Origin of the sequence: Acinetobacter sp. CIP 64.2, assembly GCF_000369645.1 — a bacterium.
In the GTDB taxonomy this organism is placed as follows: Bacteria; Pseudomonadota; Gammaproteobacteria; order Pseudomonadales; family Moraxellaceae; genus Acinetobacter.
Window position 1 is genome coordinate 839,141 of record NZ_KB850121.1, and the last position, 23,402, is coordinate 862,542.

At 42.9% G+C, this 23,402-nt stretch carries 23 protein-coding genes, 4 tRNA genes and 1 riboswitch; of the genes, 7 read left to right on the forward strand and 20 right to left on the reverse strand.

Going from position 1 to position 23,402, the window contains the following annotated elements; genetic code table 11:
* From F895_RS12440 to F895_RS12350, 19 genes are all read right to left on the reverse strand, one after another.
* Positions 1-221: GTP-binding protein (locus F895_RS12440; protein WP_005240170.1), on the reverse strand; the 221-nt coding region annotated here is incomplete at its 3' end.
* Between the two features lie 164 nt (positions 222-385).
* Positions 386-460 (reverse strand) — tRNA-Thr (locus tag F895_RS12435).
* Between the two features lie 11 nt (positions 461-471).
* Positions 472-547 (reverse strand) — tRNA-Gly (locus F895_RS12430).
* A 33-nt stretch (positions 548-580) separates the two neighbouring features.
* Positions 581-664 (reverse strand) — tRNA-Tyr (locus F895_RS12425).
* 54 nt (positions 665-718) lie between these two features.
* A tRNA-Thr gene (locus F895_RS12420) sits at positions 719-794 on the reverse strand.
* Positions 795-893: 99 nt separating this feature from the next.
* Positions 894-2,387: an anthranilate synthase component I gene (gene trpE, locus F895_RS12415; RefSeq protein WP_005240171.1), complete on the reverse strand. Its 1,494-nt coding sequence runs from the start codon at positions 2,385-2,387 to the stop codon at positions 894-896.
* An 83-nt stretch (positions 2,388-2,470) separates the two neighbouring features.
* Complete coding sequence (locus F895_RS12410; RefSeq protein ID WP_005240172.1) at positions 2,471-3,163, reverse strand: phosphoglycolate phosphatase; 693 nt, start codon at positions 3,161-3,163, stop codon at positions 2,471-2,473.
* A 69-nt stretch (positions 3,164-3,232) separates the two neighbouring features.
* Positions 3,233-3,850 (reverse strand): FHA domain-containing protein, encoded by a 618-nt coding sequence (locus tag F895_RS12405; RefSeq protein ID WP_005240174.1) that lies wholly within the window; start codon positions 3,848-3,850, stop codon positions 3,233-3,235.
* 63 nt (positions 3,851-3,913) lie between these two features.
* The gene (gene gspD / locus F895_RS12400; protein WP_005240176.1) at positions 3,914-6,175 is read right to left on the reverse strand and encodes a type II secretion system secretin GspD; all 2,262 of its coding nucleotides are present in this window, start codon (positions 6,173-6,175) and stop codon (positions 3,914-3,916) included.
* 40 nt (positions 6,176-6,215) lie between these two features.
* A complete protein-coding gene (locus F895_RS12395; protein ID WP_005240178.1) occupies positions 6,216-7,061 on the reverse strand; it encodes a type II secretion system protein N in 846 nt (281 codons plus the stop codon).
* On the reverse strand, positions 7,061-7,804 hold the full coding sequence (gspN, locus tag F895_RS12390; protein ID WP_005240180.1) for a type II secretion system protein N: 744 nt from the start codon (positions 7,802-7,804) through the stop codon (positions 7,061-7,063). Before gspN ends, F895_RS12395 begins: the two co-directional genes overlap by 1 nt.
* A 177-nt stretch (positions 7,805-7,981) precedes the next feature.
* Complete coding sequence (locus tag F895_RS12385) at positions 7,982-8,308, reverse strand: H-NS histone family protein (RefSeq protein WP_005240181.1); 327 nt, start codon at positions 8,306-8,308, stop codon at positions 7,982-7,984.
* Positions 8,309-8,696: 388 nt separating this feature from the next.
* Positions 8,697-9,134 carry an acyl-CoA thioesterase gene (locus tag F895_RS12380; RefSeq protein WP_005240183.1) on the reverse strand — a complete coding sequence of 146 codons (438 nt, stop codon included), beginning with the start codon at positions 9,132-9,134 and terminating at the stop codon, positions 8,697-8,699.
* An 8-nt stretch (positions 9,135-9,142) separates the two neighbouring features.
* Positions 9,143-10,336, reverse strand: a complete 1,194-nt coding sequence (locus F895_RS12375; RefSeq protein WP_005240185.1) for a hypothetical protein — start codon at positions 10,334-10,336, stop codon at positions 9,143-9,145.
* Between the two features lie 6 nt (positions 10,337-10,342).
* On the reverse strand, positions 10,343-11,170 hold the full coding sequence (locus F895_RS12370; RefSeq protein ID WP_005240187.1) for a hypothetical protein: 828 nt from the start codon (positions 11,168-11,170) through the stop codon (positions 10,343-10,345).
* Entirely contained in the window at positions 11,167-11,943 is a 777-nt protein-coding gene (locus F895_RS12365) for a uroporphyrinogen-III synthase (protein ID WP_005240189.1), read from the reverse strand. Before F895_RS12365 ends, F895_RS12370 begins: the two co-directional genes overlap by 4 nt.
* Positions 11,943-12,860, reverse strand: coding sequence for a hydroxymethylbilane synthase (gene hemC, locus F895_RS12360; protein WP_026040141.1), 918 nt, complete (start codon positions 12,858-12,860; stop codon positions 11,943-11,945). Before hemC ends, F895_RS12365 begins: the two co-directional genes overlap by 1 nt.
* Before the next feature lie 110 nt (positions 12,861-12,970).
* Positions 12,971-13,711 carry a LytR/AlgR family response regulator transcription factor gene (locus F895_RS12355; protein WP_005240193.1) on the reverse strand — a complete coding sequence of 247 codons (741 nt, stop codon included), beginning with the start codon at positions 13,709-13,711 and terminating at the stop codon, positions 12,971-12,973.
* 57 nt (positions 13,712-13,768) lie between these two features.
* The gene (locus F895_RS12350) at positions 13,769-14,914 is read right to left on the reverse strand and encodes a sensor histidine kinase (protein ID WP_005240194.1); all 1,146 of its coding nucleotides are present in this window, start codon (positions 14,912-14,914) and stop codon (positions 13,769-13,771) included.
* Here F895_RS12350 and argH point away from each other — a divergent pair.
* Both argH and F895_RS12340 read left to right on the forward strand, forming a co-directional pair.
* Positions 14,905-16,338: an argininosuccinate lyase gene (gene argH, locus F895_RS12345; protein WP_010589809.1), complete on the forward strand. Its 1,434-nt coding sequence runs from the start codon at positions 14,905-14,907 to the stop codon at positions 16,336-16,338. The two genes, F895_RS12350 and argH, sit on opposite strands and share 10 nt — an antisense overlap.
* A 9-nt stretch (positions 16,339-16,347) precedes the next feature.
* A complete protein-coding gene (locus F895_RS12340; RefSeq protein WP_005240196.1) occupies positions 16,348-16,620 on the forward strand; it encodes an oxidative damage protection protein in 273 nt (90 codons plus the stop codon).
* 292 nt (positions 16,621-16,912) lie between these two features.
* Here the strand turns inward: F895_RS12340 and phoU are convergent, their stop codons facing one another.
* On the reverse strand, positions 16,913-17,635 hold the full coding sequence (gene phoU / locus F895_RS12335; RefSeq protein ID WP_005240197.1) for a phosphate signaling complex protein PhoU: 723 nt from the start codon (positions 17,633-17,635) through the stop codon (positions 16,913-16,915).
* Between the two features lie 147 nt (positions 17,636-17,782).
* Positions 17,783-17,903, forward strand: a riboswitch (TPP riboswitch).
* A gap of 84 nt (positions 17,904-17,987) precedes the next feature.
* Here phoU and thiC point away from each other — a divergent pair.
* From thiC to gluQRS, 5 genes are all read left to right on the forward strand, one after another.
* The gene (gene thiC / locus F895_RS12330; RefSeq protein WP_005240201.1) at positions 17,988-19,883 is read left to right on the forward strand and encodes a phosphomethylpyrimidine synthase ThiC; all 1,896 of its coding nucleotides are present in this window, start codon (positions 17,988-17,990) and stop codon (positions 19,881-19,883) included.
* Positions 19,884-19,958: 75 nt separating this feature from the next.
* Positions 19,959-20,570 (forward strand): NUDIX domain-containing protein, encoded by a 612-nt coding sequence (locus F895_RS12325; protein ID WP_005240202.1) that lies wholly within the window; start codon positions 19,959-19,961, stop codon positions 20,568-20,570.
* A 22-nt stretch (positions 20,571-20,592) separates the two neighbouring features.
* Entirely contained in the window at positions 20,593-21,408 is an 816-nt protein-coding gene (gene cpdA, locus F895_RS12320) for a 3',5'-cyclic-AMP phosphodiesterase (protein ID WP_005240204.1), read from the forward strand.
* Positions 21,409-21,866: 458 nt separating this feature from the next.
* Positions 21,867-22,397, forward strand: coding sequence for an RNA polymerase-binding protein DksA (gene dksA / locus F895_RS12315; RefSeq protein WP_004656335.1), 531 nt, complete (start codon positions 21,867-21,869; stop codon positions 22,395-22,397).
* Between the two features lie 132 nt (positions 22,398-22,529).
* Entirely contained in the window at positions 22,530-23,393 is an 864-nt protein-coding gene (gene gluQRS / locus F895_RS12310; protein WP_005240206.1) for a tRNA glutamyl-Q(34) synthetase GluQRS, read from the forward strand.
* The last annotated feature ends 9 nt before the right edge of the window (positions 23,394-23,402 follow it).

The window sequence follows — 23,402 nt, forward strand, 5'->3', positions numbered from 1 at the left end:
ATTGGAGAATCGTATTCTACGTGTGATGTATTAATTGTAATACCACGTGCTTTTTCTTCAGGAGCTGAGTCGATTTGTGAGTAATCTTTCGCTTCACCGCCGTAAGTTTTTGCACAGATAGTTGCAATCGCAGCAGTTAAAGTTGTTTTACCATGGTCAACGTGACCAATTGTACCCACGTTTACGTGTGGTTTATTACGTTCAAACTTAGCCTTAGCCATTTTGATTTTCCTCGTTTACGTCGACGCCAGTTTAGAGAAAAACAACCCTGAAAAACCTTCTTTATCGACATTCGCCTAAAAAACTAGACACCTAATACTTGAAAAGCAGACTATAATAGCCTGCTTCTTTAAAATGTTGTGGAAATTCCACTAAGCTGTATATCTGGAGCTCTTATCGAGATTTGAACTCGAGACCTCTCCCTTACCAAGGGAGTGCTCTACCACTGAGCTATAAGAGCGACATCTTCGATGGAGCGGGAGACGAGGATCGAACTCGCGACATGCAGCTTGGAAGGCTGCCACTCTACCAACTGAGTTACTCCCGCATGTTGGTACTGACCACTTCTATCGAAGTTAAATGGTGGTGAGAGAAGGATTCGAACCTTCGAAACTTTCGTAGCAGAGTTACAGTCTGCCCCCTTTGGCCGCTCGGGAATCTCACCACATCACACTTACACAGTGCTGTTCACCTACTTTATACTACCACACTTTTAAGATGGTGCCGGCACACGGATTCGAACTGTGGACCTACTGATTACAAGTCAGTTGCTCTACCAACTGAGCTATGCCGGCGCTTTCTAAGTGTTTCGTACGTTTCGTATCGGAACGGTGTGCAGTTTAGCAAAACTCTGAATCGATGCAAGTGCTTTTTTTAAAAAAACTGCTAAAAACTCATAAAATCAATCCGTTTGACGATAATTCAACCGCTTTGATCACTGCGCGAGCTTTTATTTGGGTTTCATTCCACTCAGATTCAGGATTTGAGTCTGCAACCAACCCTGCTCCAGCCTGCACGTAGACCTTTTGATCACGAATAACACAGGTACGAATCGCGATCGACATATCCATTTCGCCATGCCAGCCTAAATATCCAACTGCCCCACCAAATACACCACGTTTTACTGGCTCAACTTCATCAATAATTTCCATGGCCCGAATTTTTGGTGCACCCGAAAGTGTTCCCGCCGGGAAAGTAGCTTTAAATACATCTAAAGCATCTACATCATCCCGAACTTCACCTTGTACGTTGGAGACAATATGCATGACGTGTGAATAACGCTCGATTACCATGCGGTCAGTGACTTGGACTTTACCAATTTTAGAGACACGTCCAACATCATTGCGCCCCAGATCAATCAGCATCAGATGTTCTGCAATCTCTTTTTCATCTGCCAGTAAATCTTGTTCTAAGGCAAGATCCTCTTCCTTGGTCTTGCCACGTGGTCGTGTTCCCGCCAACGGGCGAACCGTTGCAATGCCATTTTCCAAGCGAGACAGAATCTCTGGCGAAGAGCCGACAATATGGAATGGCTTTTGATCTGTCAGGGTTTGCCCCTGTACAAGAAATAAATATGGCGATGGATTTAAATGCCGCAACGCACGATACACCTGTAGCGCCTCACCATCAAAGTCAGACACCATACGCTGGCCAGGCACCACCTGCATCACATCCCCTGCACGGATATATTCTTTGACCTTTTCAATGGTTTCAAGAAATTTTGTTTTGCCTGTAATGGACTCAAAATGCGGTGCTGTGTGCGGTTTTGCCTGCAAACTCACAGGTGTTGCCAATAATTGCTCCAGTTGATCCAGCTTTTGCTGGGCTTGAGCATAGGCATCAGGCTGATTGGCATCGGCATGATGAATGAGAAATAAAGTATCTTTTAAATTATCAAACACAATCACAGTTTGAGAGAGCATTAGCCAAAGATCTGGCAATGTTACAGGATCAGCAGCAGGCACGTTTTTCAGTTTTGGCTCAATATAACGTACAGCGTCATAGCCTAAATAACCCACCAATCCTCCAGTAAAGCTTGGTAAATCAGGCAACTCAACTTGCGTAGGGACTTTAAACTGGCTTTGAAACTCACGGATATAATTAAAGGGATCGGCACACGCCTGTTGACTCACCGAACCATCTGCCTGCTGCACCGTGAGCACACCGGCATTACAGGAAAAAACGGTAGACTCACCCAAACCGATCATGGAATAGCGCGCCCAGTTTTCTCCCCCTTCAACCGACTCAAATAGATAGGCTTGCTTGTGGTGTTTAAAACGTGCAAAAACAGAAAGTGGCGTTTCAGTATCGGCCAAACGTTGGCGATAGACAGGAATGGTGTTATAGCCTGTAGCTTTTAATTGTTCAAACTGTATTAAGGTGGTCATGAATCTTCTCTATGGTTTTTAATTTCTGTGCGTTTTTTCTTTAGTGCTGTCTCAAGCCCGCCATCGAAAAACCATAATCATCTTCATGCTGGTCTCCTTACTAAATCTTCTTCTATCAATTCTGCCAAACTATCGACCACTTGCTGCGGCTGACAGTCATAGATGCTTTCTCCATGATTATAGCCATAGCTGACCACAATACAATCAATACCTGCACGTCTGGCGGCTTCAACATCATTACTTGAATCCCCAATCATCAGTGTTGCTGTTGTGGTGGTCTTCTGTGCCTGCACACAGTGTAGCAATGGCAATGGATGTGGTTTACGTTCAGCAAGACTATCTCCCCCTATCACCATTTTAAAATACGGACTCAAAGCCAAGAGATCAAGAATCCCTTTTGCCAGCTGTTTAGGCTTATTGGTTACACAGGCCATCGCAATATCATGCTTTTGACAATAATCTAAAAATGGTAAAACCCCCTCATATATTTGCGTATTGACACAGAGCTCCTGCGCATAAACAGCAACAAATGTACTGAGGAGTTGCTCTTGCTGTTGAGCCTCAACTTGTCCAAACTGATGTTCTAGCACAGCCTCACACAGTTTGGCTGCACCTTTCCCCACCCAATCCCGAACTTGAACCTCTGTCACCTTCGCCAAACCCAGTTTTTCTAAACTCAGGTTCATAGAGCGATATAAGTCAGCAGCGGAATCGACAAGTGTTCCGTCTAAATCAAATAAAATAAGACTACGGTGTTGTAACTGTGCAACAGACATCCTTTAGACCCCAGAAATGAAAAAGGCACACCCAGGAGGGCATGCCTTGATTGTAAAAGCTTCGCCCAATTATTTAAAGAATAGCCAGGCAATCACCGCTAAAATGATCAATACAATAATAGAAATGAGGCCAACCGAAGCATTCTTCTGCTGCTCTTTTTCCTCAGTCACACGCGAAACAGGTGCTTCAATCGGCACAGGTTGTGGTGTTGGTACGGCCTGTACATTGATTCCTTCAGGGATTGGTGCTGGCTTTGGAATCGCCACTTGCTGCGGCATTCCATCACGCGTGATCGGCGTCTCGACTGCACGTTCAGCAATACTTGGCATACCCTGATCCGTAGAATTTGACGCTACAGGTTCAATCTCGATTTCTGGTAATTCAGCTTCAGATACCGCTGGCGCAAGTACTGAAAAGACAAAACTGGCAAACTGCAGAATATCGCCATCGTGTAGCTCAGTTTCCTGCTCAACACGCGTATCATTAATAAATGTACCATTCGACGAGTTCAGGTCTTGTACCCATAACTGCTGATCTTTCAGCAATAACGCCGCATGGCGACGCGAAATATCTGCTGACTGTAGCAAAATATCCGCATCTTGATGTCTGCCCACCAACATGTCACGTTCGACACTCAGTTCTTGCCCCGTAAATTCACCTGTAATGGCTTGCAATTTCCAAGTCATAGATGCATATCCTTATATAATTTCTTGCAATCATAACATTGTGACATAAGCGCTTCTGTGCATCTACTGTGAAGAGGCGGGTCGGATCGTCGTTGTGGTCACGGTATTTTTACTGCGCTCGGTTTCCTTGACTGGTAATTGCACTGTTCGCTGTTGCACTTGGGGTGCTTCAACAGCAACTGGTGTGGTCACCACCACCGCTTTACCCTGCGTCGCAGTTGGAACCTTTTGATAAGGAGAATTGACCACAGGTGCTTGTCGATTATAAATATCTTCAACATTCTCTGGTAACTTGGCAAAATTACCATTCTTATCCATTGAAAGCTGCAAACTATAGAGTTGATTATAACGTTGTTGCGAAATACGACGCACATCATCAGCATCCCCCACAATTGAAGGGTGGATGAAAACCAAAAGATTACGTTTTACATTACTTCTTGTATTTGAACTAAATAGGCGACCTAGATAAGGAATATCCCCTAACAGTGGCAGGCTCTGACGAGATTGTTCCGTATCATCCGAAATTAGCCCCCCCAAAACCACTGTTTGACCATGATCAGCCAAAACTGAGGTTTTAATCGCACGTTTGCTGGTCACCAAATCGGCAGCTTGACCTTTATTGCTTTGTACATTGGAAACTTCTTGTTCGACTTCTAAACGTACAGATCCCCCTTCACCAATATGCGGAATGACCTTTAAAGTCACCCCGACATCTTTACGTTCAACCGTCGTATAAGGGTTAACCGTACTGTTCCCTGTCGTTGCCACAGAACCCGTTACAAAGGGAACGTTTTGACCAACAACAATATAGGCTTCTTCATTATCCATGGTCACAATCGATGGAGAAGACAATAGATTGGATTTGGTATTGGTCTTTAAAGCCTGAATTAAGGCACCGTATGCACGTCGCGGATTACTAAAGTCACCGACCGCGAAACTTGCGCCACTCCCAGTGCCCCCATTCGTGCTTCCAAGCACGCCTGCTGCACCTGCTGCCCCACCGGTTAAATAACCAGCGGCAATTTTAGACAGGCTTGCACCTACATTGCTAAAACTCAGTAAACCAATGCCACTACTCAGGTCACCCAAAGCCCACTGCACACCGAGTTGATCCGCATCATCACCCGTCACCTCCATAATTGCAGCCTCGATTAATACCTGCTGACGACGCGTATCTAATTGCTGAATTGCCGCATCGATTTCCCGCATCAACTGCGGATCAGCTTTGACCACCAAAGCATTTTGTGCAGGATCTGCAATAATACTCACGCCACCTTGATTAAAACTGGTAATACTTGAGTTTTGGCTATTGTTGGAATTGCTGTTTAAGTTAATTGACGGGGTAGAAACCGATGAACCTGTTGATGAACTGGAGTTCTGATTATTCGACATCAGATTACTCACCGAATTTGGTCGATTGGTACTATTTGATGTAGATGACGAAGATGCAGATTGTCCTGTTACTAAACCTTGTAAAATCTCGGCTAAGTTTTTTGCACTCGCATATTTCAAACGATAAACTTTAAGACCACCCAATCGATCTGCGGAGGGTACATCCAGCATTTCAATCATTTGACGCAAACGTTTCCGTGAGTCTGGGTCACCTTTGATCAGAATCCGATTGGTTCGATTATCAGCAATAATCCGCACCCGCGAGCCAATAAAGTCTTTCGATGCACCCGTTGCACTCATGGTCTCCAACAAGCCAATAATTTCTTCAGCTTGACTCGACTGCAAACTAATCGCTTCAATATCATTTTGACCCGTACCATCCAGATTACGCACGATATTTTCAAGCTGATAGATATTGGTTGCGCGATCAGAAACAATTAAAGCATTGGTTCCCGCAACCGCCGCCAAATGTGCAAATTGTGGCATTAATGGGCGTAAAGCGGGAATCAGGTCATTCGGATTGGTATTTTGCAACCAGATCACCCGAGTCACAATTTGATCACCACCGGCACGACTGCGTGCATCGTAAGGAATCCCGGAGTTCTTGGCATTACTGTCTGGTACCAGCTTAACCGTGTTGCCTGAAGGGAGTGCCACCACACCATTAACATTGAGCACGCCTAAAAATAGGTCATACACTTCATCTTTATTCAGCGGCTTGTTGGAAATAACCGTGACATTGCCGCGTACACGTGGGTCAACCGCAAAGTTCTTGCCTGTAATATCCGCAACTTCATTAATGAATGCGGTTAAGTCTGCATCACGTAGATTGATCTTCCATGTTTGTGCTTGCACATGGGTACTCACTGTCGCAATCAAAGGTGCTGCGGCAAGTAATGCCCAAAGTGGACGTTGATGATTTAAAACAGCCATAACCTGCACTTATTCCTAACTGATGTGTGACGTATGATCACTAAAAACTTTGTTGTATGGTCATCACTTGATCACCACGTTTTATTTCTATTTTGGCATGCCCTTCACGACGTACTTGCTCTAATAATTGTACTTCGTTGAGTCCCTGCCCGACAGTTTGACCATTGATCGATAGAATACGATCACCAGCACGCAAACCCAAGGTATTTTTTAAATTCGAAGGCGTCTTGTCTGATATTTCATAGCCATCGGCACCACCACCACTGACCCCCATATTTTTCAGATATTGCTCTCGATTATCTTGTATTTGTTGAATCGCCTGCCCAAGCGCAGATTGAGGAGAACTCTGGCTCTGTGGTGCTGGCGTAGGCGGAGGTATTACACCATTACGATTATTCAGTACGGGTTCAACTGGTTGATATAAGCCTTTATCCAAGCCCTTAAATTTAACTTCTCGGGTTGCACCATTGCCTTGCTTCAAAACCACATGATCCCAGTACACTTCTGCCAGTTGATATGAAGTTGAACCCACTGTTTCTCCAACGCGGTAGCGTTCAGCTGTATCATTCAACTTAATCACGGCAGAAGATAGGTAATTGGGTTGACCCAGCAATACACCTTGCAGTTCCAGATTGAGATTATCATCGGCTGAAGTTGCTGCAGGTTCATTAAATAAAGCAAAAGAACTGATATTAGGCACTTGGGCCTGCTGCGAGCCTAATTCAACCCGGTCAAATTGCATCGGTTGTGGTGGTGCAACCACCCACCAGAATAATGAAGCCAGCTTCCAGCACAGCCATAAAATCAATAATGCCAGAACCACGCCACCGAGCTTATCCAGTTTTTGCCAACGCAACTGTTGTATTTTTTCAGTGATTGCTTTCATCAGAAACCACCTTGCAACAAAGGTTGCCGCGAACTGATCACATAAGTGTCTAAGCCCGCCTTACCTTCATAAGATGGAATATTTAACAACATCCGCTGGGTCAGTTGTACATCCAGCATCAGGTTGGCGTCTAGGCTAAGATTCGCCATTTTCTGACTGCGTTGATCACGAACATCGATTTGTAATTGCCCATTATCATCTTTAAGGCTAGCCGCCAAGGAAGGCATATTCATCCGATCTTGACGCTGACCAAAAGTATAGGCCAACGCACCGCCTCCCCAATTCAATTGACCTTCTGTCGCGCTAAAGCCTTTTTCTTTTTGGTAATTCAATTGTACGTCTTTCAGCTGGATTGAGTTTTCAGGCCACTGCCAGTTGGCAAAATATTTTAGGGTTTCAGGCGAAATTTTTCCTTGCAGATCTTTAATCATGATTTTTTTGCCAAGACCGTAAGCAAAAACGCCATTGAATTGGGTATTACCACTATGAATATCGAGATTTGCACCAACACGTAGTAAAAGTAAATCAAGCGGACGGGTTTTCCAGTGTACTGAACCACGCAATTGGCCACGTTGCCAGTCAGCTTGCCCCTGCCAGATGTTACCGCTGACATTATGTAATATTTGATTATCTTTTGAAAATTTCGCAATTAACCATGTTGCTGGAATTTGTAAAATAATAAAAATTAAAAATGCAAAAATGGCGAAAATCCACCATCTCCATTGCTTGGTTTTTTTCTTCATTCCACCCTTACCAACATACAAATATCATCCTTTTTGAGACAATTGCCCCCTGAATGACATTATGCATACTTTTTCAACATCGCCAATTCTCTCATATAAAAAAACCAAGCTTTTTAAGCCTGGCTTTTGATAAAGGATAAAGTCATCGTATGACAAAACGATGACTTTAAAACTTGCTTAGATTAGGAAATCTTCAAGTTTTGCACCTTTTTCTAATTCTGCAACTAACCAGCGTGGTTGTTTACCACGACCAGTCCAAGTCTCTTCAGTATTGCTCTTATTACGGTAACGTGGCTCTACTGCTTTACGCGTTGTTTTCTTACGCTTTTGCTCACCCACTTCCAATAATTCTTCAACGCTATAACCAATCGCATCTGCAATCGCGATAATTTGATTATATGCATCTTCAATGGCTTGATCTTTTTTGCTTGCAATCAAAGCTTCTGCTTCTGCTTGTAAACGTTTTAAATCTTCTACAGATAAATCGCTAATATCTGGCTTCATTAGAACCACTCCAACTTAATAGGGGAAATATATCACTCGAAAAATAAAATGAATTTGAAATTCGATTCAATATTAATTTATAAATGATTAAATAATCAATATAAGAATAACCCACTTAATCGTATATACCGTACAAAATGGCATTTTATTTACAATAAAACAAAAAAAGTGGTCTGCTATATAAAAACATATTTTATAAAATTGAAACAAAGCAGAGCAATCAACACGTTTTATATTAATTTAATCTTAATTTTATCTAAAAAATTCTAATTTCATTAGCAAAAAATCTGGTTCAATTCCGCCCCTTTTACAAATGAGCAATTTGAACCTTATTATATAAATTTTCTATATAATCAAACAAAAGTAGACATAATCGTCTTTATAATAATTAATGAGATATTAGAGAATGCCCGACTCCTTGCTCTAATTCAATTATTCTCCGTCTGATTAGATCAGGAATATTCAGTTTTGTTGCTGTCACTTTATCTACACAAACCATAACAGCTTCACCCGTGGCTACTATTTGGTTTTGTGTTTCACTCCAGAGAACATAATGCATACGAAAAGCACTATTTCTGAGTTCTTCAATTCGCGCACCAATATGTAGCACATCTGGATAAAATACGGGTTTCAAATATTTACATTGACTGGATGCGACCACCGTCAATATCTCTAGATCAAAGATATTCAATGCCATTAAATAACTAATTCTCGCACTCTCCATATAACGATAATATTGCACGTTATTTACATGGCCAAAAGCATCCATATCCCCCCAAGCCACCGTTTGCTTATGGATAACCGGATAGACAGACAGTTCCTTCATTTTCACACTCATATCTTGAAATTAAGAAAATTCACATCATTTTCAAATATTAAATTTAACTGCTTGATTAAGTCCTGATTATCACCCAGCATCGACTTGATTCTTAAATAGCTCATTAATATATTATCAGGATATAAGTTTAATAGTTGTTCCGCCTCTGCCTGACGCTGTGTCGCCATATAAATATGCCACTGTGCAAAGGTCAGCATTGGCACGCTGGTATAGCGCTGCTCCAGCTGAATAATACGTTGTTCAACATAACTATAATCGGGAATCTGCTTTAACAATTGTTGCTGGAACCAAAGATAAAACACCTCAGGATCAAATTGATCTTGCAAGAGATGTAAAGCCAGATCTTCATGCTGCACACTCATTTCAGGCATACGGGCCAGTAATTTAAGCCAAAGTACCTTACTGCTATATGGGCGAGACTGGATCTCATCTTGTAAAACCAGATAACGTTGCTGCAATGCCGCAAGATCATCTACTGTAGCCTGATCAAATCGAATCAATAACTGCTGCAACCATAAATCACGATGTTCAGCATCGAGCAGGCCATATTGCGTGGTTTGTAGAAATAGCCATGGTTCTTGCAAAGCAAGTTTGCCCCATAATGCAGTAATACGCTGTTGATACGCTGTTTCAATTTCGATTAACCACGGCGAAAGTTGGTGCTGTGCAAGAAACTCCAAATGGGTCAGTGCTTTTTCAGTTTCTTTCTGCTCAAGAAAAATATCAATACGTTGCAGTTCAGCTAATTCAAATGCCATCGGCGCTGATTTTTCCAAGTTCTGCAAGGCAGCTTCATAATCACCATTTTTATAATCAAATTGCGCGTCAATAATATTGCTGAGTAATCCAGATTGAGTAAACACACGCTCAATAAAAACCTGCTGATCTTTTGCAGCCTCCAATAACCAGACGATGCCTAACTGCTCATATGGATGCAGGTCTTTAAAATGGAGAATGGTTTCTTTTTTCCGCTGTTCACGTGTCCAATATCGCTTGCTCATCAGCGCGATGAGTTGTGCCAATAAACTTATAAAAATCAATAAAGCGAGTAGCCCCAAGACATTACTTTGGAACTGCCATTCTCGCCAATAGATATAAACGTACCCACTGCCAAAGCCATAACTCAAGACTGAAAAGAGTGCAAATAATACCAATCCAACAAGCAAATAAATCAACATTAACTGTTTCATAAGCAATTATCCCAACAAACCTAAGCTAGTTAATTTCGGTGTTGGTACAGCTTGCTGATTTAAGATTTTCTCTAAACGTAATTTTATTTGCTGGCTATTCTGATCAGGTAATTCAGCAAGTAACTGGATGACTTCTTGAACTGATTTCTGGTAGTCCGCAAATTGCCCCTGCTGCAATGCTTGTGATGCGAGTAACAACCGCAATTGAGCCTCTTTTAAGATAATTTTACGACTCATTAAATCTGGGGTAGAACGTTGTACTTTTTCCAACTTAAACCACTGCCACCATTCAGCACCTGCACTCTTTTCAATACGCACTTTCGGGTTTTGAATGTCTTGCTGAATCTTCTGATCCAGCTGCTGCAATAAATGATCCAGCTGTTGTTGCTGTTGAGTCCTGCTTAATACAAATTGCTGAATCGCCTGTTTATCCTGCTGAATCGCTTTAATCAAACTGTCTTGCAAGGCAGGAGAAACTGCATATTGCAGCACATGCTGCTGAACCTGATTTAACTGCTCCAAGGCATAAATAACTTGTTGCTGATCCAAGGCAAATTGAACCAGCTGCATCTGCTGTTTAATTAAAAGAATCGGAGAAATTCCCTCAACAGTCATCGGAGTAGAAGTTTTATCCGCAGGTTCAATTACATGATTATTTTGCAGTTGGCGTTGTAGCGCTACCAACTGATCATTTAATAAGGCATAGCGCTGTTCGGTTTGAGTCAATTGCTGTTGAAGCTGAGGAAGCGTTTGAGAATATTGTGCAACATCGTAACTGAGCTTAGCCAACCACAGTAAACTCAATCCTAATATTAGATAACCAATTTTTCTCATACATGTCCTTGCCAGTCACTCATGCGTTGAATGATCTCTGATGCGGATAAATTTTCAAGCTGAATAATGTTAAAGCTTTCCGTTGTGGCGGGTTGTGAACAACGTACCAACTGATCCAGACGTGCACCTAAAACCAAATAGATCCACTGGGCAGTCAGTTGATGCTGAGTACATAATTGCTGCCAATAGTTCCAGCTGGCTTCACTACTGATCAGCACAGCAACAGGTTGATTTAAACTTATTTTTTTTACAATTTCAGGAAATACTGCAACACTTTGCTTGGGACATTGCCGATGATAGAGCACAAAGTTCAGGATTTCGACACCTCGCTGCTGCAATTGTTGCATCATAAACTGTCGTCCACCCAAGCCACGCCAAAATGCGATTTTCTTTAAATCTGTTTGCTGTTTTAAAATTGGCAGATGCAACATCCCCTCTGAGGTTTCCACCTCAGGTACCAAGCTCTGTAGCTCAAATCGAGCCAATGCCTGCGCGGTCGCTTGCCCAACCGCAATCCATTGAATATGTTTAAGCTGATCCAGTGCTATACCTGCTTGCTGTAAATAGCGCATCCCGATATCAACGGCTGTCGGACTCACCACAACAACCGCCTGAACATGGCTCAGCTCCAGATAAAGCTGTTGTAAAACATTGGAAAAAGGCTCAGCCACTAATTCCAGCAAAGGTAGGGCTTCGACCTGATACCCCGCTTGATCCAGCGCCTGGGTTAAAGCAGATGCACGCTGATCAGGTCGTGTATTGATAAACAGCATTAATACAGTGCTTTGAGCAATTCCCCTGCACCCTGCGCCAATAAGCGTTGTGCAAGTTGCTCACCCAATTGTTCAGCATCTGCTGCTGTACCGACCAATTGCTCTTTCAGCAAAGTCTTACCATCAACACTACCAACACGCCCTTCAATCTGTAATTGATCATGGACCAAAGTCGCATAACCTGCTATCGGGACTTGGCAGCCACCTTCTAGATAGGCATTAAAGGCACGTTCTGCACGGACACAGATCGACGTTTCTGCATGTTGTAAGGGCTGGATCAATTCTAATAGTGCTCCATCATCTGCACGGCATTCTAGGCCAAGTGCGCCTTGACCCACCGCAGGCAAGCTCAATACGGGTGCTAAACAATGACGAATACGGTCAGCCAAACCTAAACGTTTTAGACCTGCGCTGGCTAAAATAATGGCATCGTATAAACCATCATCCAGCTTAGATAAACGCGTCCCCACATTACCGCGTAAATCGATAATTTCTAAATCTGGACGCTGCTGTAAAATCTGACATTTACGACGCAGGCTTGAAGTGCCAACCTTAGCTCCTTGCGGCAGCTCATCAAAATGCTGATAGCGATTGGAAACAAATGCATCCAACGGATCTTCTCGTTCACAGATCACAGCCAAAGTTAGTCCTTCTGGCAAGTGCATGGGTACATCTTTCATCGAATGCACCGCCAAATCTGCACGACCATCCAGCAAGGCAGCTTCTAGTTCTTTGACAAACAATCCCTTACCACCAATTTTTGCCAATGGTGTATCCAGAATCTTGTCACCCTGTGTCACAAACTTAACCAGCTCTACCGTTAAATCCGGATAAAGCGCATTTAAACGAGCGCGAATATGCTCAGCCTGCCACAATGCAAGCGGACTTTGGCGGGTGGCAATTTTTAAGGTTTTCATAAATTCAAGTGAGGTCTGGATCAAAGCAATTGCTCCCAACTTAACTTGCTCGCCTAAAATTGCAAGTAAAAAATCATAATGTGCTGATTCATTCACCGGAATAGCACGATTTACAATTGGTGCATACACTCTCTTAAACTTGGCAAATGGCGACGACTAACCGACAAGCGTTCTTCCAGTTCACGTAAACGTACCTGATACTGTCCTGCTGCAACCAGTTCCAAGCCTTCCAGATAATCAAGCGAGACCAACGCATTACGATGAATCCGAATAAAGCGATCTGCAAATTCATGCTCTAAATCTTTTAGTGTTTCATCAATCAATACACTGCCATTTTTATGACGCACAGTGACATATTTTTGGTCTGCTAAAAAGTAATAAACATTTTCCAATGGAATCAGTTCTACCCCGCGATAAGTTTTCGCAGCAATTTGATGGCGTTGAGCCTTGGTCTCGTACATATCGTCTTGTTGTTGTAAACCAGTCATTTGTGCTTGTGTAAGTTGGGTTAAATGATTAAACACCTGTTGTAAGTCTTGTAGTGCAACAGGTTTCAGTAAATATCCTTGTGCTTGAAATTTAAATGCTTCCAATGCATGTTGATCATATGCCGTACAAAAAATAATGGCAGGGCGAGGATTGAGCTGACTGAGTTGTTCAGCGCATTCCAAACCATTCATGCCAGGCATTTGAATATCTAATAAAACGACATCAGGTGAGTCATTTTCAATATGATTTAGCACATCCTGACCATGATGCGCCGTCGCAATGACTTCATGTCCCATTTGGGTCACCAAACGTGACAACCGCTCTACTGCGAGAGGCTCATCATCAGCAATCAGAACTCTCATCCTCTTCTCCTTGTCACCGTTAACTTCATCCATCATTTTTATGGTTAACCGGACTTATTATTTTACTTGATAGTGGTAATTCACCACCGTCGTATATAACGACACTCCCCCGTAAATCTGAAACTTGACCGTTTGCCCATAATAGGCCTTCAAGCGCTGCTCCACATTCTCGATCGCAATACCATTTCCTTTTCTCGATTTTATTGTATCGTGAGAATAAGGGTTAGTAATGACTATACTGACTTGATTTTGCAATATTTCAACCAATACGCTAATGGTTGAAGGCTGCAAAACTTTTTCCACTCCATGAAAAATACTATTCTCAAGCAAAGGTTGCAATGTTAATAGTGGGATCGTGACCCGTTTTAATTCGATGGGAGTTGCCTGTATATTCCATTCTACATTTAAACGCGCGCCTAAACGCATTTTTTCTATACTTAAATAGTGCTGACACAAATCAATTTCCTCGGCCAGACTCACCAGCTTCAGTTCCTGAAAACTGGCTCTAAACAGCCGGGATAAGTTGATCAGCATATTTTCGGCTTTATCAGGGTCAATCGTGATTAAACTCACCACACTATTTAAACTATTAAACAAAAAATGTGGATGAATACGTGCCTGCATTGCCTGAATTCGGGCATTCAACTCGCTATATTGCTGATTCATCCACTGCTCACGCATGTATAAATAGCGCATGCAGAAAGCACCCAGCAACACCCCATAACCTAAGTGCAAGCTGGTGCCCTGAAATAAAATCTCTTCAGAAAATGCTCCAGAACGTGTGACCCAATATTGCAGAATATTCACAACACAGGTGGTGAACAGGACAATCAGTTGCAGCAGAATAAAACCCAGAACCAGAGCGACCTTTTGACTAAACTTGGCAAAGAAGTCCTGAAAATAATCGACCAATGCCGAAAATGATAAAATCACCCAGTTAATAAAAAACATATATTGCAAGACACGAACACCCTCCAAAGCCTGCCACGACCTTGCTTCCGCCAATGCCAGTACCATCGCCAGAACATTACTGGCAACAATTAATTCTAATAAGTGTTGCCATTGCCCAATTTTCGTAAAAAAATAGGAGCCTGATGGATTTCCCCCCTGACGAGTTTGCGATAACTTCTTACGTCGAGTTTCGGCAACTGCGTTTGGATTTGCTATACTCTTTTTTATTTTGCTGAGCCGCCATGACCACATCTTCTCAATCCTCTTCTTCAGCCAGCCCGAATCAAACCTCTGGAATGTGGGGCGGTCGCTTCTCTGAAGCAACTGATGCTTTTGTTGCAGAATTTACCGCATCTGTGCAATTTGACCAACGTTTTTATAAACAAGATATTGCAGGTTCGATTGCACATGCCACCATGCTTGCTAAAGTCGGAGTGCTGACTGAAGCTGAACGTGACGACATTATCCAAGGTTTAAGCACGATTAAAGCAGAAATCGAAGCAGGCAATTTCGAATGGCGCATTGATTTAGAAGACGTACATATGAACATTGAGTCTCGTTTGACTCAACGAATTGGCATTACAGGGAAAAAATTACATACGGGCCGTAGCCGTAACGACCAGGTTGCCACTGATATCCGTTTATATTTACGCGATGAGATCGATGACATCCTAGGCTTATTACTTCGCTTACAAAAAGGCTTACTCAGCTTAGCCAGCAACAATACCAACACCATCATGCCCGGCTTTACCCATTTACAAACTGCCCAACCCGTCACTTTCGGCCATCATTTATTGGCATGGTTTGAAATGTTAGTGCGCGACACTGAGCGTTTGCAAGACTGTCGTAAACGTGTCAATCGTATGCCGCTCGGCTCAGCGGCATTGGCAGGCACCACCTATCCGATTGATCGCGCCTATACTGCAGAATTACTGGGTTTTGAAGCCGTTTCAGAAAACTCGCTGGATGCGGTCTCAGATCGTGATTTTGCCATTGAATTTAACGCAGCGGCGTCTTTAATCATGATGCATTTATCACGCATGTCAGAAGAACTGATTCTATGGACTTCAGCTCAATTCAAATTCGTCAACATTCCAGATCGCTTCTGCACCGGCTCATCCATCATGCCACAGAAGAAAAATCCAGATGTTCCAGAACTGGTTCGTGGTAAGTCAGGCCGTGTATTTGGTGACTTAATCAGCCTATTGACCCTCATGAAAGGTCAACCTTTAGCATACAATAAAGACAATCAGGAAGACAAAGAACCTTTGTTTGATGCAATTGATACCGTTCGTGGTTCATTGATGGCCTTTGCCGATATGGTGCCTGCTTTGGTTCCAAATATCGAAATCATGCGTGAAGCCGCGTTGCGTGGCTTCTCCACCGCAACTGATCTGGCCGACTACCTTGTGAAAAAAGGTGTTGCATTCCGTGATGCGCATGAAATTGTCGGTAAAGCAGTGGCTTTAGGCGTGGCAGAAGAAAAAGATCTATCTGAACTCACCCTCGAACAACTCCAACAATTCTCTGATTTAATTACAGCAGATGTTTTTGATAAAGCACTCACGCTAGAAGCTTCTGTCAACGCCCGCGATCACATTGGTGGTACCTCACCAAAACAAGTCGAAGCTGCGATTGCTCGTGCGCATACTCGCCTAGAACAGCTATACGTTTAAGGATCTACAATGACTAGACAAGTCTTTTGCCGTAAATACAAACAAGAACTTGAAGGTTTAGACTTTGCTCCCTTCCCTGGAGCCAAGGGCCAAGAGTTATTTGAAACGGTTTCCAAACAGGCATGGCAGGAATGGTTAAAACACCAAACCACGCTCATTAATGAAAAACGCTTAAACGTGTTTGAACCGGATGCGAAAAAGTTTCTTGAAGAACAGCGCGAGAAGTTTTTCAATAACGATGAAAGCGTCGAAAAAGCTGAAGGCTGGACCGAAGAGAAATAAGTAACTCGGTTTAACTTACGATAGAAAGAGAGCTGAAAACGGCTCTCTTTTTACGTGATATTTACATAAGTAATAAAGCCTTACAGAGTATACACAGTTGTCTACATGACACATCCATCAGCTCAGCCTATAGTTGTATGCAGAAGGACAAAGAGATACGTTGATATCTCACGTAACGCATGATATTTCTCTCCCAGACTTTCCCCCGAAGTCTGGGATTTTTTTATTTGTATACCCTATAAATAAAAAACCACCCGGTATCGGGCGGTCTAAAGTTATTTTATTTTTACGCTTATTTTTGATGTACTTTCTGTTCAATTTCTTCGATGCTGGTATGACGTACATCCATCCCTTTCGCCATATAAATCACTTGCTCTGAAATGTTACGGGCATGATCGCCAATACGTTCCAAGGAGCGCAGTACCCACATGACATTAATCACGCGTGCAATATGACGAGGGTCCTCTATCATATAAGTCATTAAGGTCCGTGTCGCCGATTGATATTCACGGTCAATATCGACATCCGCCATTACTACTTTCAACGCTTGTTCAACATCTAAACGAGCAAATGCATCTAATGCATCATGAATCATGACACGAACCTGATTACCAATATGACGTGTTTCCATATAACCACGTGGCGACTCACCTTCTTCACAAAGGTTTTGTGCAATACGGGCAATTTTTGCAGCTTCATCACCGATACGTTCCAAATCTGTATTGGCCTTACTCATTGCAATGACCATACGTAAATCAATCGCGGCAGGATGACGGCGTGCAAGAATTAAGGTTAAACCTTCATCAATATCACGCTCAAACTGATTTACCGCATTGTCTTTGAACTGAACATCTATCGCTAAATTAGCATCTGTGTCTAATAAAGCATGAATTGAGTTAGCAACTTGCTGCTCTACCAATCCCCCCATGGTCATAAACTTGGTATGCACATCTTGCAAGTCTTCATTAAATTGTGAAGAAATATGATGACTTAACACAGGATTGCTTGGGCTCACAGTATGCCTCCACTAGACACATGGAAAAAATGATTGGTGATTAGAACATAGAAATGATGAAAGTTTTATGACAATAGCATGGATTTGCTGCTGAGAGATGAGCATGAATTGATACAACAAAAACTAAAAAATCTGTTAGTCTAAATGCCTAGCTTGACGGAGCGCAGTTAATCAACTGCTGAGATTATCTTAATCACCTGATTTAAAGATGAGTACCGTTGAACCTGATCAGGTTAACACCTGCGTAGGAATCAAGCCCAGCAAAAACTTAGCCTTTATTTATCATAGAGATAAATCCGCCATTGTTTTTGGTCGTGCTTGATTCGTTAATGCCATACATAAGGATCATGCCATGAACCAATTAACGAATCTTTCCCCTGCTGACATCTCCGCTCAACATGAGCAAGACGCTAAAGATTTAACCCGTATTTTACCTGCATCCCGCAAGGTTTATGTTGAAGGTTCTCGCCCTGATATCCAGGTGCCTTTCCGTGAAATCAGCTTAACCGAAACACCGACGGGCTTAGGGGGTGAACACAACCCAGCCGTCATGGTCTATGATACCTCTGGGGTATATACCGATCCAAATGTACAGATCGACTTAAATAAAGGCTTACCCTTGGTCCGTCAAGCATGGATTGAAGAACGTCAAGATACCGATGTACTTTCTGGTCTGAGTTCTGCGTTTGGCCAAGCCCGTTTAAAAGATATCCGTACTGCTGACATTCGTTTTGCTCATATTCAAAACCCACGCCGCGCACAAGCAAACAAAAACGTGACACAAATGCATTATGCCAAGCAGGGTATTATTACCCCTGAAATGGAATATATTGCGATTCGAGAAAACCAGCGCCAAGGTGAGGGTGTGGATATGCGTCAACATGCAGGTCAAAATTTCGGGGCGCAGAATTTAACAGAAATTACCCCTGAGTTTGTACGTCAGGAAGTCGCTGCTGGTCGTGCCATTATCCCAGCCAATATCAATCATCCAGAATGCGAACCCATGATTATTGGTCGTAACTTTCTGGTGAAGATCAATGCCAATATCGGCAACTCTGCGCTTGGCTCCTCCATTGATGAAGAGGTCGCGAAGATGACCTGGGCAACCCGTTGGGGCGCTGACACCATCATGGACTTATCAACAGGTAAGAATATCCATGAAACCCGAGAATGGATCATCCGCAACTCCCCTGTTCCAATCGGGACCGTTCCGATCTACCAAGCTTTGGAAAAAGTCGATGGTGTGGCTGAAGACCTCACTTGGGAGATCTTTAAAGACACCCTGATTGAACAAGCGGAACAAGGCGTGGATTATTTTACGATCCATGCAGGTGTATTACTGCGTTATGTACCCATGACAGCGAATCGTCTGACAGGGATTGTCTCTCGGGGCGGTTCGATTATGGCGCAATGGTGTCTGGCACATCACCAAGAAAACTTCCTGTACACCCATTTTGATGAAATCTGCGAGATCATGAAAGCCTATGACGTATCCTTCAGTTTAGGTGATGGTCTACGTCCAGGCTGTGTACAAGATGCCAATGATGAAGCGCAGTTTAGTGAACTAAAAACCCTAGGCGAACTCACCCATCGCGCTTGGGAACACGATGTGCAGGTGATGATTGAAGGTCCGGGGCATGTGCCAATGCATATGATTAAGGAAAATATGGATCTGCAACTTGAAGTCTGTAAAGAAGCACCGTTCTATACGCTTGGACCACTGACCACCGATATCGCCCCCGGCTATGACCATATTACGTCTGCGATTGGGGCGGCAATGATCGGTTGGTACGGCACAGCCATGTTATGTTACGTCACACCCAAAGAGCATTTGGGCTTACCCAATAAAAAAGACGTCAAAGATGGCATCATCACCTATAAGATTGCCGCACATGCCGCTGACTTGGCCAAAGGCCATCCGGGGGCACAAGTACGTGATAATGCCTTATCCAAAGCACGCTTTGAATTCCGTTGGGATGATCAGTTCAATTTAAGTCTGGATCCTGATACAGCACGTAGCATGCATGATGAAACGCTGCCAAAAGAAGCCCATAAGTCGGCACATTTCTGTTCCATGTGCGGACCCAAATTCTGTTCCATGAAAATCACACAGAATGTGCGAGATTATGCGCAAAATCAACACAATGCCAAGCAGTCAAACGATGCTGAAACAGAAGTTGAAGCAGGTCTCAATGCCATGAAAACCGCTTATCAGGAACATGGTCAAAAATTGTACCACAAAGTGTAAATCGACTAAAAAAAGATTTTCCTGCGAATCATTCTCGGTTAGGATGAGATATGTACAATCTCATCCTGATTGAAGATGACTATTCTTGACCACGCCAGCTACTCAGCAACCGACGTAACGATAGAATCTCGAGAGCCTCTATTTCGAGGGTTTATTCAAGTTGAGAAAGTGAGTTTAAAACACCGGTTATTTTACCGAGAAGATTATTCAACTTTAATTCAACGTGAATTGGTTCATCGTCCAGAAGCTGCGGGCGTTTTACTTTATAATGACCAACAACAACGTTTTGCATTGATTGAGCAATTCCGTGTCGGTGCGTTGAATGATCCTGTTTCTCCATGGCAACTCGAGATTATTGCAGGGGTACTCGATGGAGATGAATCTCCTGAAAACTGTATCCGCCGTGAAAGTCTTGAAGAATCAGGCTGTGAGATCACGACATTAAAACATTTATTTAGCTTCTACCCTTCTGCTGGTGCATGCTCTGAATTTTTTCATTTATATGTTGCAGAAGTTGATTTACCAAAAGACGGGGGCATTTTTGGAATGCCGGATGAGGGTGAAAATATTCAACTCCATCTATTTGATTATTCCGCATTAGAAGCATTATTAAATAACGGGCGGTTGAGAAACGCACCTGTAATCATGGCATTGCAGTGGCTGTCTCAACATATACAACAAAGATAAAAATCTGAAGGGGCTAAAGACGGTGACTTTCCAAGTCTCATCATTATCGCAACAAGATTTTGTGATGATACAGATTACTGATACACATTTACTCGAGTATCCCCATTTAGAATTTGTCGGCATGCAGCCCGAACAAAGTTTTCATGCTGTAATCGACTTGATGCGCCAACAACACCCTCATATTGACCTGATTGTACATACTGGGGACTTGGCACAATCACCAACCCCATTAACCTATAAGCGCTATGTCCAGCATATGCAAAGCCTGGGAATCCCCTTTTTCCAGACACCAGGCAATCATGACGATGTCTCGCATTTCCCATTTCATGAAGCAGATCAGGCACAGCCAACCGTGATTGAATTAGGGCAATGGTGCATTATTTTATTGAATAGTGCACAGCCCAAGCGTATTGACGGTAAAATTGCTGAGCAACAATTACAGCAACTCACCCAGTTGTTGATTCAATACCCTGATCGTCATGTGATTATTGCTTGTCATCACCATCCTTTTGCGATGCAGTCAGCATGGATAGATCAGCACAAACTCAAAAACTCATCTGACCTACTGGAAACGATCCAGCCCTTTTCCAACGTCAAAGCAATTGTCTGCGGTCATGTGCATCAGGATTCGATTAATACATGGCAAGGGATTGAGTTTTTATCCACGCCGTCAACCTGTATTCAATTCAAGCCAAAGAGTGATAAATTTGCTCTGGATGAAGAACATCCGGGCTATCGCTTTATTCGTCTCAAAGCCAATGGTGAATTGGAAACTCAGGTCTATCGCTTACCCACTTCGCAACGAATGAACAGTTCCGAAGTTCTGGGATATGATTAGGGACTGCTGACATTTCACAGATGCTTGTGGCAGAGGATATTTTTTAGACGGTACAAGGCAGGTTTTGTGAAGCTTAGTCATTCTCAGTAAACAAAACCTAACATCGTAGCGACAAAAAATCTCCCTGCCCCGCAGGGTTATGGCTAAAACATCCCTAAACTGCGTTATGAAACTTGACAAGGGAATCGCCATTGTCTGTATTTCATGCCTTGTTTATGTTGTTTTAGCCTATAACACAATGCATGGCTGAAATAGCAGCAGTTCCTAAAACTTTTGATTACAAATTACATTGTCGAATTCTCACAAAATCTAGACGGCAATGACTACCATCTTGCTCAAAAACTCTATATGATGTCGACCCTTGATGGGAAAAACCATCTCAGGTTTCTATAAAAACACTTGCATATCACCATATTTTTTGCGTATAGATAGTACGTGTAAGATGAGGAATGCCCTATATGGCGAATGACAACCAAAATCAAGTCTTGGACGAACCGACAGAAGTGATTGATGATCTGAAATCGGCGAAACGTGTCCGTAAAACCAAACCGAAGGCTTCAGAAGGTGGTACAACTGCTAGTCTGTTTGGAATTGCCCCTTATCAGCCGAAGAAAAATGAAGAATATATGTCTGAAGGACAACTTGAGCATTTCCGCCAAATTTTAAATGCCTGGAAAGCAGAGTTAATGTCTGAGGTTGATCGTACTTTAAATACGATGCAGGACGAATCGAGCGCATTGCCAGACGTCAATGACCGCGCGACGCAAGAAGAAGAATTTGCAATTGAGCTACGCACACGTGATCGTGAACGTAAACTCATTCGTAAAATCGAACAATCGATTGAAGCGATTCAAAACGAAGACTATGGTTTCTGTGAAACGTGTGGTATCGAGATTGGCTTACGTCGTTTAGAAGCTCGTCCAACTGCAACATTATGTATCGATTGCAAAACTTTGGCTGAAATCAAAGAAAAGCAAAACAACGGTTAATAATCCCTCCCAACCTCCCTTTAAAAAGGGAGGAGTACTGAGAATTTAGAAACTTATAATGTTCGAGTACTCCCCTCCTTTATAAAGGAGGGGTCTGGGGGAAGATTAAAAACACACGACCATTTAATCTTTATGTCTTATATAGGACGATTTGCGCCATCGCCAACCGGCCCCTTGCATTTTGGCTCCCTGCTCACCGCAGTTGCCAGTTATTGCGATGCCAAAGCCCATCACGGCCACTGGCTGGTTCGAATTGAAGATACCGATATCCCCCGCATTTATCCCGATAGCGAAACACATATTCTCGCATGTCTCGATGCCTTTCAATTTGAACCCGATGCAGAGATTATTTTTCAAAAAGATCGTTTCGAGATCTATGAGCAGGTGCTTGAGCAACTCAAGCAATTCGATGCGATTTATGCCTGCCAATGTACCCGTAAAATGCTGGGTTCCAATCATATCTATGCCGGGACTTGCCGCGATTTAAATTTAGCGTTTACTGATCAAGCGATTCGCTTAAAGGTTACTGATCAACAGATTTGTTTTGAGGACCGTTTACAAGGTCGACAATGTTCTAACTTACAGCATGAGCTTGGTGATTTTGTATTAAAGCGTCGTGATGGCATTATCAGCTATCAATTGGCAGTGGTGGTCGATGATTATCTGCAAGGCATTACCCATGTGGTGCGTGGTGCAGATCTACTCAACAATACAGCTCGACAAATCTGGCTAGGGTCTTTACTCAATTATCCTGCCCTAAGTTATATGCATCTCCCGCTGGCTATGAATGATCAGGGCCAAAAACTGTCTAAACAAAATCTGGCACAAGCCCTTGATATCAGCCAAGCGCCCGAACTTCTGCATCAGGCTATTCTAGCTTTGGGACAAGCATCTGTTGAACTGGATCAGCCACGTATCATGCTACAACAGGCCGTGCAGCAGTGGGATGTGAATTTAATTCCGAAAGGCATTCATTTAACTGGTACCTATTTATAAGCAATAAAA